The 13,643-nt window shown below is 67.1% G+C and carries 10 protein-coding genes; 8 read left to right on the top strand and 2 right to left on the bottom strand.

The features are described from left to right. Nucleotides 1-74 precede the first annotated feature (74 nt). On the bottom strand, nucleotides 75-734 hold the full coding sequence (locus DR843_RS06745) for an MBL fold metallo-hydrolase (RefSeq protein WP_109684675.1): 660 nt from the start codon (nucleotides 732-734) through the stop codon (nucleotides 75-77). Then, entirely contained in the window at nucleotides 731-2,596 is a 1,866-nt protein-coding gene (locus tag DR843_RS06740) for a glycoside hydrolase family 15 protein (RefSeq protein ID WP_109684674.1), read from the bottom strand. Before DR843_RS06740 ends, DR843_RS06745 begins: the two co-directional genes overlap by 4 nt. Before the next feature lie 87 nt (nucleotides 2,597-2,683). On the opposite strand from DR843_RS06740, the gene uvrA reads away from it, so the two are divergent. The 8 genes from uvrA (at nucleotide 2,684) to DR843_RS06700 (ending at nucleotide 13,642) form a co-directional block, all read left to right on the top strand. After that, nucleotides 2,684-5,674: an excinuclease ABC subunit UvrA gene (gene uvrA / locus DR843_RS06735; protein ID WP_245934036.1), complete on the top strand. Its 2,991-nt coding sequence runs from the start codon at nucleotides 2,684-2,686 to the stop codon at nucleotides 5,672-5,674. 68 nt (nucleotides 5,675-5,742) lie between these two features. Further along, nucleotides 5,743-6,315: a Rieske (2Fe-2S) protein gene (locus DR843_RS06730; protein WP_109684672.1), complete on the top strand. Its 573-nt coding sequence runs from the start codon at nucleotides 5,743-5,745 to the stop codon at nucleotides 6,313-6,315. 35 nt (nucleotides 6,316-6,350) lie between these two features. Further along, complete coding sequence (gene uvrC / locus DR843_RS06725) at nucleotides 6,351-8,354, top strand: excinuclease ABC subunit UvrC (protein ID WP_109684671.1); 2,004 nt, start codon at nucleotides 6,351-6,353, stop codon at nucleotides 8,352-8,354. Between the two features lie 13 nt (nucleotides 8,355-8,367). Next, on the top strand, nucleotides 8,368-9,234 hold the full coding sequence (gene rapZ / locus DR843_RS06720; protein WP_281268796.1) for an RNase adapter RapZ: 867 nt from the start codon (nucleotides 8,368-8,370) through the stop codon (nucleotides 9,232-9,234). Further along, on the top strand, nucleotides 9,231-10,178 hold the full coding sequence (locus tag DR843_RS06715) for a gluconeogenesis factor YvcK family protein (RefSeq protein ID WP_109684670.1): 948 nt from the start codon (nucleotides 9,231-9,233) through the stop codon (nucleotides 10,176-10,178). Before rapZ ends, DR843_RS06715 begins: the two co-directional genes overlap by 4 nt. 75 nt (nucleotides 10,179-10,253) lie before the next feature. After that, on the top strand, nucleotides 10,254-11,234 hold the full coding sequence (whiA, locus tag DR843_RS06710) for a DNA-binding protein WhiA (RefSeq protein WP_109684669.1): 981 nt from the start codon (nucleotides 10,254-10,256) through the stop codon (nucleotides 11,232-11,234). Nucleotides 11,235-11,435: 201 nt separating this feature from the next. Next, complete coding sequence (gene gap, locus DR843_RS06705; RefSeq protein WP_109684668.1) at nucleotides 11,436-12,443, top strand: type I glyceraldehyde-3-phosphate dehydrogenase; 1,008 nt, start codon at nucleotides 11,436-11,438, stop codon at nucleotides 12,441-12,443. Further along, complete coding sequence (locus DR843_RS06700; protein ID WP_109684667.1) at nucleotides 12,443-13,642, top strand: phosphoglycerate kinase; 1,200 nt, start codon at nucleotides 12,443-12,445, stop codon at nucleotides 13,640-13,642. Before gap ends, DR843_RS06700 begins: the two co-directional genes overlap by 1 nt. The last annotated feature ends 1 nt before the right edge of the window (nucleotide 13,643 follow it).

The following is a 13,643-nucleotide window of genomic DNA, read 5'->3' as shown; positions in this document are numbered from 1 at the left end:
CGGGGTGACACCCAGACCGGAGACACAGGGACACGGACGAGGAAAAGTTGGCTCTCGGTCACCGAGCTATCCAATCACCAGCCTCGGTCGCGCCACTCCTGCAGGTGCGGTCGCTCGGCGGCCAGCGTCGTGTCGTCGCCGTGGCCCGGGTAGATCCAGGCATCGTCGTACACGTCGAACACTCGATCCGAGACGTCGGCGATCAGCGACGGGAATGACTGGTAGTCATAGTGATTCGTGGCGCCGACGCCGCCCGGGAAGAGAGAGTCGCCGGTGAAGAGTTGGGGGCCGTCCGCGCTGTTGAAGGCCACGGCCACCGATCCGGGCGTATGACCCCGCAGCGCGATGACATCCAACGTCAGGCCGCCAACGGTCAACTGGTCACCGTCGGAGAGGAGGACGTCAGTGCGCACCGGGATGGCGTCGGCGTCGTCCGCGCCGGCGGCGGTCTGGGCGCCGGTGGCTTCGACGGCCTCCTGCAACGCACGCACGTGATCCCAGTGGCGGTGCGTGGTCAGGATGGTGCGCACCCGCGCCCCGCTGTTCTCGATCATCTCCGCGATGGCCGGCCAGTCGTCGGCGGCGTCGATGAGCAAGGCATCGTGCGTCACCCGGTCCTCGATCAGGTACACGTTGTTGCTCATCTCGGAGACGGCGAGCTTGTAGATCGTCGCCTCCGGCAACTCCCGGACCGCCCACGGTCCGCCGGGGCTCACCCGACCGTCGTACGTCATAGCGACTCAGCCTCCATTCGTGCGATGGTCACCGCGGCCTGCACCAGCGTGAGGTGACTGAACGCTTGCGGGTAGTTGCCGACCATCTGGCCCGACACCGGGTCGTACTCTTCGGCGAGCAGCCCGAGGTCGTTGGTGAGCGCGACGAGCCGCTTCATCAAGGCGTGCGCATCAGCCAGACGGCCGGTCAGGGCATAGGCGCCGACCAACCAGAAGGAGCAGGCCAGGAACGGGTGCTCCTGTCCGGGCAGGCCGTCGACCCCGGACTCGGTGCGGTAGCGCAGCAGGAGCCCGTCCTTCATCAGGTCCTTCTCGATCCGCTCGATGGTGCCGACGACCCGCGGGTCGTCCCCGGGCAGGAAACCCACCGCAGGAATGAGCAGCAAACTCGCGTCGACCTCGGTGGTGTCGTAGTGCTGGGTGAAGGAGTTGATCCCGGCGTTGAAACCCTTGGTGAGGACCTCGTGGTGGACCTCGTCGCGCACCCGACGCCACTCCTGCACGGAGCCGTGGCGGCCGTGATCCTCGACCGCTCGAATCGCCCGGTCGAAGGCAGCCCACACCATGACCCGGGAATGCGTGAAGTGCCGTAGCGGGCCGCGGATCTCCCAGAGACCGTTGTCCGGCTCGTCCCAGTGTTTGACCAGGTCGTCCACCAGCGCGCGCTGCACCGACCAGGCGTGGGCGCTTTCCGGTAGGCCCATCTCGCGGGCGTCGTGCAACGCGATCATCACCTCGCCCAGCACGTCGGTCTGCTTCTGGTCGACCGCGCCGTTGCCGATCCGGACGGGCCGTGAGCCGGCGTACCCCGGCAGATGGGTGAGTTCACTCTCCGGCAGGTCGCGTTTGCCGTCGACGGCGTACATGATCTGCATGTCCTCGGGATCTCCAGCCAACGCCCGGACCAGCCAGTCCCGCCAGAGGCTGGTCGCCCCCGTGAATCCCGCGCCGAGCAGTGCTTCGAGGGTCAAGGACGCATCCCGCAGCCAGCAGTAGCGGTAGTCCCAGTTGCGGACGCCGCCGAGTTCCTCCGGCAGGCTGGTGGTGGGGGCCGCGACGATGCCGCCGCGGCGGGTGTCCGTGAGCAGCCGGAGCACCAGAAGCGACCGGACGACCTGCTCCTCATACGGTCCGCGGTACGAACTGGCGGATGCCCAGGCCTCCGAGGTCTCGATCGTCCGCTGGATCCGCGAATCGACCTCCAGCGCAGGCGGGATCGGCTTCCAGGACGCAAACCAGTTCAGCGAGTACTCATACCGCTCACCGGCCTTGACGGTGAACCGGTCGTAGTGGTGGCCGTCGACGGCATGCGGCAGGCGGCTGCCACGCAGGACGAGCATGTCCGGACCCGCGATGGCAGTCAGGACGTCACTGTGTTCACTCGGCCCGTTGTGTCGGGCCACCCACGGACGCACCCGCCCGTAGGCGAACCGGACCACCCATTCGTGCTCGATCTCGACCTCGCCCTCCAGGCCCTCGACGACCCGGACGATGTCCGCGCGGTCCATGCCCAACGGCATGAGATCGGTGACGCGGACCTGCCCGGAGGCGGTCGTGTGGGTGGTGTCCAGGACGGAGCTGTGCCCGCGATACCTGCGCGTCGAGGTCGCCTCCCCGACCGGGCCGATCAGCCATCGGCCGTGGTCTGGTGTTCCCAGCAGAGCGGCGAAACAGGCCGCACTGTCGAAGCGGGGCAGGCACATCCAGTCGATGGACCCGCGGCGGCTGACCAGGGCGGCAGTCTCGGTGTCGCCGATGATCGCGTATTCGGCGATCGGCACCCGGGGCGGGGAGTCCGGGCAGGAGTTGTAAGGGCCAGGCACCTCCCGGTGGGAGCGTGCGTGGTCGGGGGCGTCGGCCATGTTCTGAGCGTAGGGCGTGAGTGGTCGAACACCCGGTAGCCGATCGGTGGGTGGGAGGCTGTCGGTGCCGCCACCTAGCATTGACGGGTGCCTGTCTCCTCCCGGTCCGTGCCCGCTCGGGGCTCCGTGAATCACGACCAGCTGCGGGTCCGTGGCGCCCGCGAACACAACCTGCGCTCGATCAACGTCGACATTCCCCGTGACGCCCTGGTGGTATTCACCGGTTTGTCGGGTTCGGGGAAGTCCTCCCTGGCGTTCGACACGATCTTCGCCGAGGGGCAACGTCGCTACGTGGAGTCCCTCTCGGCGTACGCCCGGCAGTTCCTGGGCCAGATGGACAAACCGGATGTCGACTTCATCGAGGGCTTGTCGCCGGCGGTCTCGATCGACCAGAAGTCGACCAACCGCAACCCCCGCTCGACCGTCGGCACGATCACCGAGGTCTACGACTACCTGCGGTTGTTGTTCGCGCGGGCCGGCCGACCACACTGCCCGATCTGTGGTGAGCCGGTGGGCCGGCAGACGCCCCAACAGATCGTCGACACCCTGCTGGACTTGCCGGACCGCACCCGGTTCCAGGTCCTGGCCCCGGTGGTGCGCCAGCGCAAAGGCGAGTACACCGACCTGTTCGCCGAGTTGCAGACCAAGGGCTACTCCAGGGCCCGGGTCGACGGCGAGGTGGTGTCGCTGGCCGAGCCGCCGACGTTGGCCAAGCAGAAGAAGCACTCCATCGATGTCGTTGTGGACCGGTTGGTCGCCAAGGGTGGGGATGCGTCGGGCAAGCATCGGCTGACGGACTCCGTGGAGACCGCGCTGCGCCTGGCCGATGGCATGTTGTTCATCGAGTACGTCGATCTGCCGGCTGACGATCCGGCCCGCGAGCGCCGCTTCTCGGAGAAGATGGCCTGCCCCAACAACCACCCGCTGGCCCTGGATGAGATCGAACCCCGCACCTTCTCCTTCAACAGTCCGTTCGGTGCCTGCCCGGACTGCACCGGCCTGGGAACTGAGCTGCAGGTCGACCCGGACCTGTTGGTGCCCGACCAGGACAAGTCGATCCGGGAGGGCGCGATCCTGCCGTGGGCGCAGGGTTCGGGTGCGGCCGACTACTTCGTGCGCGTCATCGGCGCGTTGGCCGACGAGATGGGGTTCTCGATCGACGATCCGTGGCGGGAGCTGCCAGCCAAGGCCCGGGATGCGCTGTTGCTCGGCCGCAACCACCAGGTGCACGTGAAGTACCGCAACCGGTACGGCCGCGAGCGCAGTTACTCCACCGGCTTCGAGGGTGTCATCCCGTTCGTGAAGCGGCGGCATGCCGAGACCGATTCGGACTGGAGCCGGGACCGGTACGAGGGCTACATGCGTGAAGTGCCGTGCCCCACGTGTCACGGGGCCCGACTGCGTCCGGAGGTGCTGGCGGTCACCGTCGGTGGCCGCTCGATCGCCGAAGTGTGCGCCATGCCGCTGTCCGAATCAGCCGGATTCCTGGACTCGGTGCAGTTCACGCCGCGCGAGAAGCAGATCGCCGAGCGGGTGATCAAGGAGATCGACGCGCGGTTGGGGTTCCTGCTCGACGTCGGTCTGGACTATCTGTCGCTGGACCGGCCGGCAGGCACGTTGTCCGGGGGTGAGGCGCAGCGCATCCGCCTGGCGACCCAGATCGGGTCCGGCCTGGTCGGCGTGCTCTACGTGCTGGACGAGCCGTCCATCGGTCTGCATCAGCGCGACAACCACCGACTCATCGAGACCCTGACCCGGCTGCGCGACCTGGGCAACACCCTGATCGTCGTGGAGCACGATGAGGACACCATCGCGACCGCGGACTGGATCGTCGACATCGGGCCCGGTGCCGGTGAGCACGGCGGCAAGGTCGTCTACTCCGGGCCGGTGCCGGGTCTGCTGAAGGCCAAGGAGTCCGTGACCGGGGCCTACTTGTCCGGTGCGAAGGAGATCGTGACGCCGGCCGTGCGCCGACCCCAGGACGGGCGCTTGTTGACCGTCCGTGGCGCCCGGGAGCACAACCTGCAGGACGTCGATGTCGAGTTCCCGCTGGGCAACCTGATCGCCGTGACCGGGGTGTCCGGATCCGGGAAGTCGACGCTGGTCAACGAGATCCTCTACAACGTGTTGGCCAACCAGCTCAACGGCGCCCGGCACGTCCCGGGTCGGCACCGGACCGTCGAGGGATTGCAGCACCTGGACAAGGTGGTGCACGTCGACCAGGGACCGATCGGACGTACGCCGCGAAGCAACCCCGCGACGTACACCGGGGTCTTCGACCACGTCCGTCGGCTCTTCGCCGAGACCACGGAGGCGAAGGTCCGCGGCTACCAACCGGGCCGATTCTCCTTCAACGTGAAGGGTGGTCGCTGCGAGGCGTGCACCGGTGACGGCACGATCAAGATCGAGATGAACTTCCTGCCGGACGTGTACGTGCCGTGCGAGGTGTGCCATGGCGCGCGGTACAACCGCGAGACCCTTGAGGTGCACTTCAAAGGCAAGAACATCGCCGAAGTCCTCGACATGCCGATCGAGGAGGCCGCCGACTTCTTCGCTGCGGTCCCCGCGATCGCCCGGCACATGAACACCCTGGTCGACGTCGGATTGGGTTATGTGCGGCTCGGGCAGCCGGCGCCGACGCTGTCCGGCGGTGAGGCACAACGGGTCAAACTGGCCTCTGAACTGCAGAAGCGCTCGACCGGGCGGACGATCTATGTGCTCGACGAGCCGACGACCGGTCTGCACTTCGAGGACATCCGCAAACTGCTGCTGGTGCTGCAGGGGTTGGTCGACAAGGGCAACACGGTGTTGGTCATCGAGCACAACCTCGACGTCATCAAGTCGGCTGACTGGATCGTGGACATGGGTCCGGAGGGCGGCAACCGCGGCGGACTGGTCGTCGCGACCGGCACACCGGAGGACGTTGCGGCCGTGCCAGATTCGTACACCGGTCAGTTCTTGGCGCCGCTGCTGGCGGCACCGGCCAAGGCGCGGCCATCGACGAAGCGCGCGACTCCCCGCAAGACCGCCAGGAAAGCGGCGCTGACGACGGGGACGCGCACGGCCAAGGGCGCTTGACCGTTCTCACAGCCACCTCCAAGGAGGGTTTCGTTGTGATTGACGGTTCAAACATTCACCATGATCCTATGAGCCCCCACAAGAAGACTCAGCACCAGAAGTCTCCAGAACAGACGACTCCCGAGCCGACGACTGCGCAGACCCGACACCAGCAGCTGCAGCAACTGGTGACCAACCGTCGCGCGGTCCTGCGCTCCGCCGGGGTCGGCGGTTCAGCGGTGGCGGCAACTGCGGTGCTGGCTGCGTGCGGCGGGTCCTCGAGCAGCGGGGGAGGCGCGACCGGGTCCGCGGCTGAGTCCACGTCGTCGTCAGCCGCGACATCGGCTGCGACGTCCGCCGCGTCCGGTGGGACCGCCGCCAAGGCAACGGTCGCCACATCGAAGGTTCCGGTCGGTGGCGGGGTGATCCTCGAGGAGAAATACGTGGTCACCCAACCCACCTCCGGCGAGTACAAGGCGTTCACCGCCATCTGCACCCACCAGGGCTGCCCCGTGACCTCGGTCGAGGACGGCGTCATCAAATGTCCCTGCCACGGCAGCGAATTCAGCATCTCCGACGGCTCGGCGAAGGTGGGCCCGGCAACCGAGGCGCTGGCGTCGTACACCGCAACCGTCGAAGGCAGCGACGTCCAGGTCAGCTGATCGGGACTGTCGGCGCGGCTTCGTAGAGTAGGGGCGTGGCCGACCCATCGACGTACCGTCCAAAGCCGGGGGAGATCCCGCTCGATCCTGGGGTGTACCGGTTTCGGGACAAAGACGGCCGGGTCATCTACGTCGGCAAGGCGAAGTCGCTGCGCAGCCGGTTGTCGTCGTACTTCCAGGACATCTCGGCACTGCACCCACGCACCCGCACCATGGTCACTACTGGTGCCAGCGTCGAGTGGACGGTGGTCCGCAACGAGGTCGAAGCGTTGCAACTGGAGTACTCGTGGATCAAGGAGTTCGACCCCCGGTTCAACGTCAAGTACCGCGACGACAAGTCCTACCCCTACCTCGCTGTGACCATGGGCGAGCTGTTCCCGCGGGCGCAGGTGATGCGGGGCCGTAAGCGGCCCGGTACCCGCTACTTCGGGCCGTATGCGCACGCCTGGGCCATCCGGGAGACGCTCGACCAGTTGCTGCGGGTCTTCCCGATCCGCACCTGCAGCAGTGGTGTCTTCAAACGGGCCGGTCAGGTGGGGCGACCCTGCCTGCTTGGCTACATCGAGAAGTGTTCGGCACCGTGTGTGGGGCGGGTGAGTGAGGAGAACCACCGCGCCATCGCTGAGGACTTCTGTGACTTCATGGCCGGTCACACCGACCGGTTCGTGAAGCGACTCGAGCGCGAAATGCTCGAGGCCAGTAGCGAACTCGATTTCGAGACCGCCGCGCGTCGGCGCGATGACCTGGGCGCGCTGACCAAAGCCCTGGAGCGCAGTGCCGTCGTGCTCGGCGACGCCACGGATGCCGACGTGTTCGGTATCGCCGACGACGAGCTGGAGGCAGCCGTTCAGGTGTTCCACGTGCGTGGTGGCCGGGTGCGCGGCCAGCGCGGCTGGGTCGTGGACAAACAGGAGGAGGGCGACCTGGGCCTGGCCGAGGTGGTCGAGCGGCTGTTGCTCCAGGTGTACGGCGGTGAGTCACCTGAGGGGGTCCCGCGCGAAGTCCTCGTCCCCGCCCTGCCACCCGACCCCGACTCGGTGGCCGAGTGGCTGGGTGGCTTGCGCAGTGCCCGGGTGGATCTGCGGGTGCCGCAGCGCGGTGACAAGCGAACGCTGATGCAGACCGTCGAGCGCAACGCCGCCCAGGCGCTAGCCCGGCACAAAGTGGCTCGCGCCGGCGATCTGACCGCACGCAGCCAGGCCCTGCAGGACCTCCAGGACGCGCTGGGCCTGTCCCAGGCGCCGTTGCGGATCGAGTGTTTCGATGTCAGCCACGTCCAAGGCACCAACGTCGTCGCGTCGATGGTGGTCTTCGAGGACGGTCTAGCGCGTAAGGGGGAGTACCGCCGGTTCATCGTGCGTGGCACCCCGCAGCCCGACGGTTCCGTACGGGTGGATGACACCGCTGCGATGGACGAAGTGCTGACCCGGCGATTCCGTCGGTATCTGGAGGAGCAGGGCGACAGCGGCGGCCTGGAAATCGACGACCACGATCAGGACGACCGTCTGCCGCACGGTCCGATCGATGAAACCACCGGAAAGCCAAGAAGATTCGCCTACCCGCCGCAACTGATCGTGGTGGACGGCGGTAAGCCCCAGGTCAACGCGGCGGCCGCTGCCTTGCGCAACCTCGGCATCGATGACGTCGCCGTGGTCGGCTTGGCCAAGCGGTTGGAGGAAGTCTGGTTGCCCGACGACGACTTCCCGGTCATCCTGCCGCGCACCAGCGAAGGCCTCTACCTGTTGCAGCGGGTCCGGGACGAAGCGCACCGCTTCGCCATCACCTTCCACCGGCAACGACGGTCCAAAGCGATGGTGCGGTCCGCGCTGGACGACATCCCGGGCCTCGGCCAAGTCCGGGCCAAGGCGCTGTTGGCGCACTTCGGGTCGGTGAAGAAGCTCCGTGCCGCGGATGTTAGCGAGATTACGGCCGTCAAGGGCATCGGACCGGCGCTGGCGCAGACCATCCAGGCCGCTCTACGCGAGGATGGTGCAGACGTGCCTGCTGTCAACCTGACGACGGGCGAGGTGCTGGAGTGATTGGATCACTGGTGTGAGCCCGCAAGCCGAGCTGATCATCGTGACCGGGATGAGCGGTGCCGGTCGCACGACCGCCGCCAAAGTCCTGGAAGACCGGGGTTGGTACGTCATCGACAACCTGCCACCGCAGTTGCTGACCGCCATGGCCGAATTGCTGGCCGACGCGGGCGGTGAGGGACGGTCTCTGGCCGCGGTCGTCGACATCCGGTCGCGGGTGTTCTTCGCCGAGTTCCGGGACGGCCTTGACCGGCTGCGTGACGCCGGGTGGAAACCGACCGTGGTCTTCATGGACGCCACCGACGAGGCCCTGGTCCGCCGCTTCGAGTCCGTCCGCCGCCCCCATCCGTTGCAGGGCGAGGGTCGGATGCTCGACGGCATCCACGCCGAGCGGGAGGCCCTGGCCGACCTGCGCGACACGGCCGACGTCATCATCGACTCCAGTGGGCTGAACGTCCACCAGCTGACCGCGAAGATTCGCGGCATGTTCGGCGGCGAGGACGGTCCCAGTCTTCGGATCGCCGTCATGTCGTTCGGTTTCAAATACGGCATTCCGCTGGATGCAGACATCGTCTTCGACATGCGTTTCCTGCCCAACCCGTTCTGGAACCCGCAGTTGCGTCCGCACAGCGGCCGCGAGCCGATCGTGGCGGACTTCGTGCTCGCGCAACCCGGCGCCAAGGAGTTCCTGACCGGTGCGGTCGAACTATTGCGCCCGATGACGGAGGGCTACCTGCGGGAGGGCCGTAGTTACATCACGCTGGCCATCGGTTGCACCGGTGGCAAGCACCGCTCGGTGGCGATGTCGGAAGCCCTCGCCAAGGAACTGGACTCCGATGAGATCCGGGCGATCGTCGTACACCGGGATCTGGGGCGCGAGTGAGTCGTCGCCCGGCCGTTGCCGCGCTCGGCGGGGGGCACGGTCTGTTCGCCTCGCTGCAGGCCCTGCAGTACGTCACCGACCAGATCACCGCCATCGTCACCGTCGCTGATGACGGCGGTTCCAGCGGTCGGCTCCGGGAGGAATTCGACATCCTGCCGCCTGGTGATCTGCGGATGGCGCTGGCCGCCCTGTGCGACCCTTCGGAGTGGGGGTTGCAGTGGCGCGACGCGCTCCAGCACCGGTTCGCCGGCGACGGACCGCTGGGTGGGCACCCGCTGGGCAACCTGGTGATCGCCTCACTGTGGGATCTGCTTGGGGATCCGGTGGCCGGCCTGGACCTGGTGGGCCGACTGGTCGAGGCGCGCGGCCGGGTGCTTCCGATGGCGGTCGAGCCGGTCCGGATCGAAGCGCAGGTGCGCGGCGCCGACCCCGAAGAGCCCGAGCAGGTCAGCACTGTCACCGGTCAGGTGAGTGTCGCCACGACGTTGGGCGACGTCCTCAGTGTCGGGCTGTATCCGGACCCGCCACGGCCGTGCATCGAAGCGCTGGATGCCGTCGGTGATGCGGACTGGGTCGTGCTAGGCCCCGGGTCGTGGTTCACCTCGGTGATCCCGCACCTACTGGTTCCGGATCTGCGGGACGCCTTGGTGCACACCAAAGCGCGACGACTGCTCACGTTGAACGTGACGATGCATACCGGAGAGACCGCGGGGTACACCGCAGCCGACCACCTCGAAGTGCTTGCCGCGCACGCGCCGGAGTTGCATCTGGACGTGGTGCTGGCCGACCCCAGTGTCGTGACCGACTCAGGCGATCAGTTGCGGGATGCAGCCCAATCCCTCGGCGCCACAGTGGTTTTCACCCAGGTTGCCGATAGCGACGCGCCGGGCACGCACGATCCGCTACGCCTGGCAGCGGCGTACCGGGACATCTTTGAGCTGTGACTGTGCCGCAGGCTGTGAATCAGGCTGGACCCACGGCGGTGCACAGGTGCTGGACGCGAGTGGGATGATGAAGCCATGGCGATGACTGCCGACGTCAAGGACGAGTTGAGCCGGCTGCCGGTCGTCAAAGCCTGTTGCCGCAAAGCGGAGGTCTCTTCGACCCTGCGCTTCGCTGGTGGGCTGCATATCGTCGGCGGACGGATCGTGATCGAAGCCGAGTTGGACACCGCTTCGGCGGCGCGACGATTGCGGCAGGCGATTTCCTCGGTGTACGGGCATGAGTCCGAGCTCATCGTGGTCAACCCCAACGGAATCCGGCGGGCAACGCATTACGTGGTGCGGGTCGTGCAGGGTGGTGAAGCGTTGGCGCGCCAGGCCGGCTTGATCGACCTCAAGGGCCGCCCCGTGCGAGGCCTGCCGCCGCGAGTGGTCAACGGCTCGGTGTGCGATGCCGAATCAGCCTGGCGCGGTGCCTTCCTCGCGCACGGTTCGCTGACCGAACCGGGTCGCTCCGGTGCCCTGGAAGTGTCCTGTCCCGGCTCCGAGGCCGCCCTGGCCCTCGTGGGCGCAGCCCGCCGGTTGGGTATCTCGGCCAAAGCCCGTGAGGCCAGGGGCGTCGACCGGGTGGTCATCCGCGACGGTGACGCCATCGGCGCGCTGCTCACGCTGCTCGGAGCGCACGACGCCTTCATGCAGTGGGAGGAACGCCGGATGCGCCGGGAGGTGCGCGCGACCGCCAACCGGCTGGCCAACTTCGACGACGCCAACCTGCGCCGCTCGGTGCGGGCTGCGGTTGCGGCCGGGGCGCGGGTCGAGCGGGCGATGGAGATCCTCGGCGACGACATTCCGGACCACCTGCAGCAAGCCGGCCGACTGCGGGTCGAGCACAAGCAGGCCTCCCTGGAGGAACTCGGTCAACTGGCCGACCCGCCGATGACCAAAGACGCCGTGGCCGGCCGGATCCGTCGGCTGCTGGCCATGGCCGACAAACGGGCCGAAGAACTCAACATTCCGAACACTGAGGCGGTGCTCACACCGGACATGCTTGAAGAATGAGACATACCGTCCGGTAACGCCCGAAGGCTGGGCAGCCGGGCGCCAGAAGCGGTCAATTCCCCTAGGGTCGTAGTAGGCAACAAAACCCGCAGCGCCGCAGGGATACCGGGCAAGCTGACGGCTGGACTACCCAGTCTCTTGTCCCCGACTCACGGCGAATACAGATAACGGCGAACGCCGGCGACAGAGAGGTTAGTCACCATGACGATCAAAGTAGGCATCAACGGTTTCGGCCGCATCGGGCGTAACTTCTTGCGCGCCGCGTTGGCTTCCGGTGCGGACATCGAGGTGGTGGCGGTGAACGACCTCACCGACAACCACACGCTGGCCACGCTGCTGAAGTACGACTCGATCCTGGGCCGGTTGCCCGGTGAGGTCACCTATGACGACAAGTCCATCTCCATCGACGGCAAGGCCATCGCGGCGTTCGCGGAGCGTGACCCCGCCGATCTGGACTGGGGCAGCGTCGGTGCCGACGTCGTCATCGAATCGACCGGCTTCTTCACCGACGCCGAGAAGGCCAAGGCCCACCTGACCGGTGGCGCGAAGAAGGTCATCATCTCGGCGCCCGCCAAGAACGAGGACATCACCATCGTCATGGGCGTCAACGACGACCTGTACGACCCGGCCAAAGACACCATCATTTCCAACGCCTCCTGCACCACCAACTGCCTGGCGCCGATGGCCAAGGCGCTCAACGACGGTCTGGGCATCGAGCGTGGCTTGATGACCACCATTCACGCCTACACCGGCGACCAGAACCTGCACGACGGTCCGCACCGCGATCTGCGCCGCGCCCGCGCTGCCGCCCTCAACATCGTTCCGACCTCGACCGGTGCGGCCAAGGCCGTTGCCCTGGTGCTGCCGGAGCTGAAGGGCAAGCTGGACGGCTACGCGTTGCGCGTGCCGGTGCCGACGGGCTCGGCCACCGACCTCACCTTCATCGCGCCGAAGGAAACCTCGGTCGAAGAGGTCAATGCGGTCGTCAAGGCTGCAGCCACCGAGGGTCGCCTCGCGAACTACCTGAAGTACAACGAGGACCCGATCGTGTCCTCCGACATCGTCACCGACCCGGCCTCGTGCATCTTCGACGCCCCGCTGACCAAGGTCACCGGGAACCTGGTCAAGGTCGTGGGTTGGTACGACAACGAGTGGGGCTACTCCACCCGTCTGGTCGACCTCACTGTCCTGGTCGGCAAGTCGCTCTGATGCGCACGATCGCGGATCTGGGGGATCTGCGGGGCAAGAAGGTCCTGCTGCGTAGTGACCTCAACGTCCCGCTGGACAAGGCCGGCAACATCACCGACGACGGCCGGGTGCGAGCCTCCGTACCCACCATCAAGCGGCTGACCGAGCAGGGTGCTCGCGTGATCGTGGTCGCCCACCTCGGCCGTCCCAAGGGCGAGCCGGACCCGCAGTATTCCCTGCGGCCGGTCGCCCAGCGGCTGTCTGAACTCCTCGGCCAACCGGTGGCGTTCGCCACGGACACGGTGGGAGATTCAGCCCACGAGGTCGTCGCGGGCCTCCAGGACGGTGACGTCGCCGTCCTGGAGAACCTGCGGTTCAACAAGGGTGAGACCAGCAAGGACGATGCGGAACGCGGTGCCTTTGCCGACGAACTCGCCTCTCTGGCAGATGTTTTCGTCTCGGACGGGTTCGGGGTGGTGCACCGTGCGCAGGCCAGTGTGGTCGACGTCGCGGAGCGTCTGCCGCAGGCCGCCGGTGGTCTGGTGGAGACCGAGGTCGGCGTTCTCTCGCGGCTGACCCGGCCGCGCCGCCCGTACGCCGTGGTGCTGGGTGGTGCCAAGGTCAGCGACAAACTCGGTGTCATCGAAAACCTGCTGAAGGAAGCCGACACCCTGCTGATCGGTGGCGGAATGGTCTTCACCTTCCTGGCCGCTCAGGGTTACGAGGTCGGTAAGAGCCTGCTGGAGGCCGATCAGATCGACACGGTGAAGGGCTACCTCGCCGAGGCCGAGAACCGGGGCGTGGACATCGTGCTGCCCACCGACATCGTGGCTGCGGACGCCTTCTCGGCCGACGCCCACCACGAGGTCGTTGCTGCCGACGCCATTCCGGCCGATCAGATGGGCCTCGACATCGGTCCAGACTCGGCCGAGGCGTTCGGAGCGAAGATCCGCGAATCCAAGACGGTCTTCTGGAACGGCCCGATGGGTGCGTTCGAGATGGCGCCGTACGCCGCAGGCACCAAAGCGGTTGCGGAGGCGCTCGTCGACGCAACCGCCGACGGCGCGCTGACGGTGGTCGGCGGTGGTGACTCCGCGGCCGCGGTCCGGCAGCTGGGTTTCCACGACGACCAGTTCACCCACATCTCGACCGGCGGCGGAGCCAGCCTCGAATACCTCGAGGGCAAGACGCTGCCCGGTCTCGCAATCCTGGAGGACTGAA

Source organism: Branchiibius hedensis (assembly GCF_900108585.1).
GTDB classification, from domain to species: domain Bacteria; phylum Actinomycetota; class Actinomycetes; order Actinomycetales; family Dermatophilaceae; genus Branchiibius; species Branchiibius hedensis.
Note: the sequence above shows the minus strand (reverse complement) of the source record. Positions and strands in the feature narration are given on the sequence as shown.

Bases quoted from the DNA above. Each gene is read 5' to 3' on its own strand.
- DR843_RS06700 (WP_109684667.1), top strand. From the start codon at position 12,443: ATGCGCACGATCGCGGATCTGGGGGATCTGCGGGGCAAGAAGGTCCTG.
- DR843_RS06740 (WP_109684674.1), bottom strand. From the start codon at position 2,596: ATGGCCGACGCCCCCGACCACGCACGCTCCCACCGGGAGGTGCCTGGC.
- DR843_RS06745 (WP_109684675.1), bottom strand. From the start codon at position 734: ATGACGTACGACGGTCGGGTGAGCCCCGGCGGACCGTGGGCGGTCCGG.
- whiA (WP_109684669.1), top strand. From the start codon at position 10,254: ATGGCGATGACTGCCGACGTCAAGGACGAGTTGAGCCGGCTGCCGGTC.
- DR843_RS06730 (WP_109684672.1), top strand. From the start codon at position 5,743: ATGAGCCCCCACAAGAAGACTCAGCACCAGAAGTCTCCAGAACAGACG.
- gap (WP_109684668.1), top strand. From the start codon at position 11,436: ATGACGATCAAAGTAGGCATCAACGGTTTCGGCCGCATCGGGCGTAAC.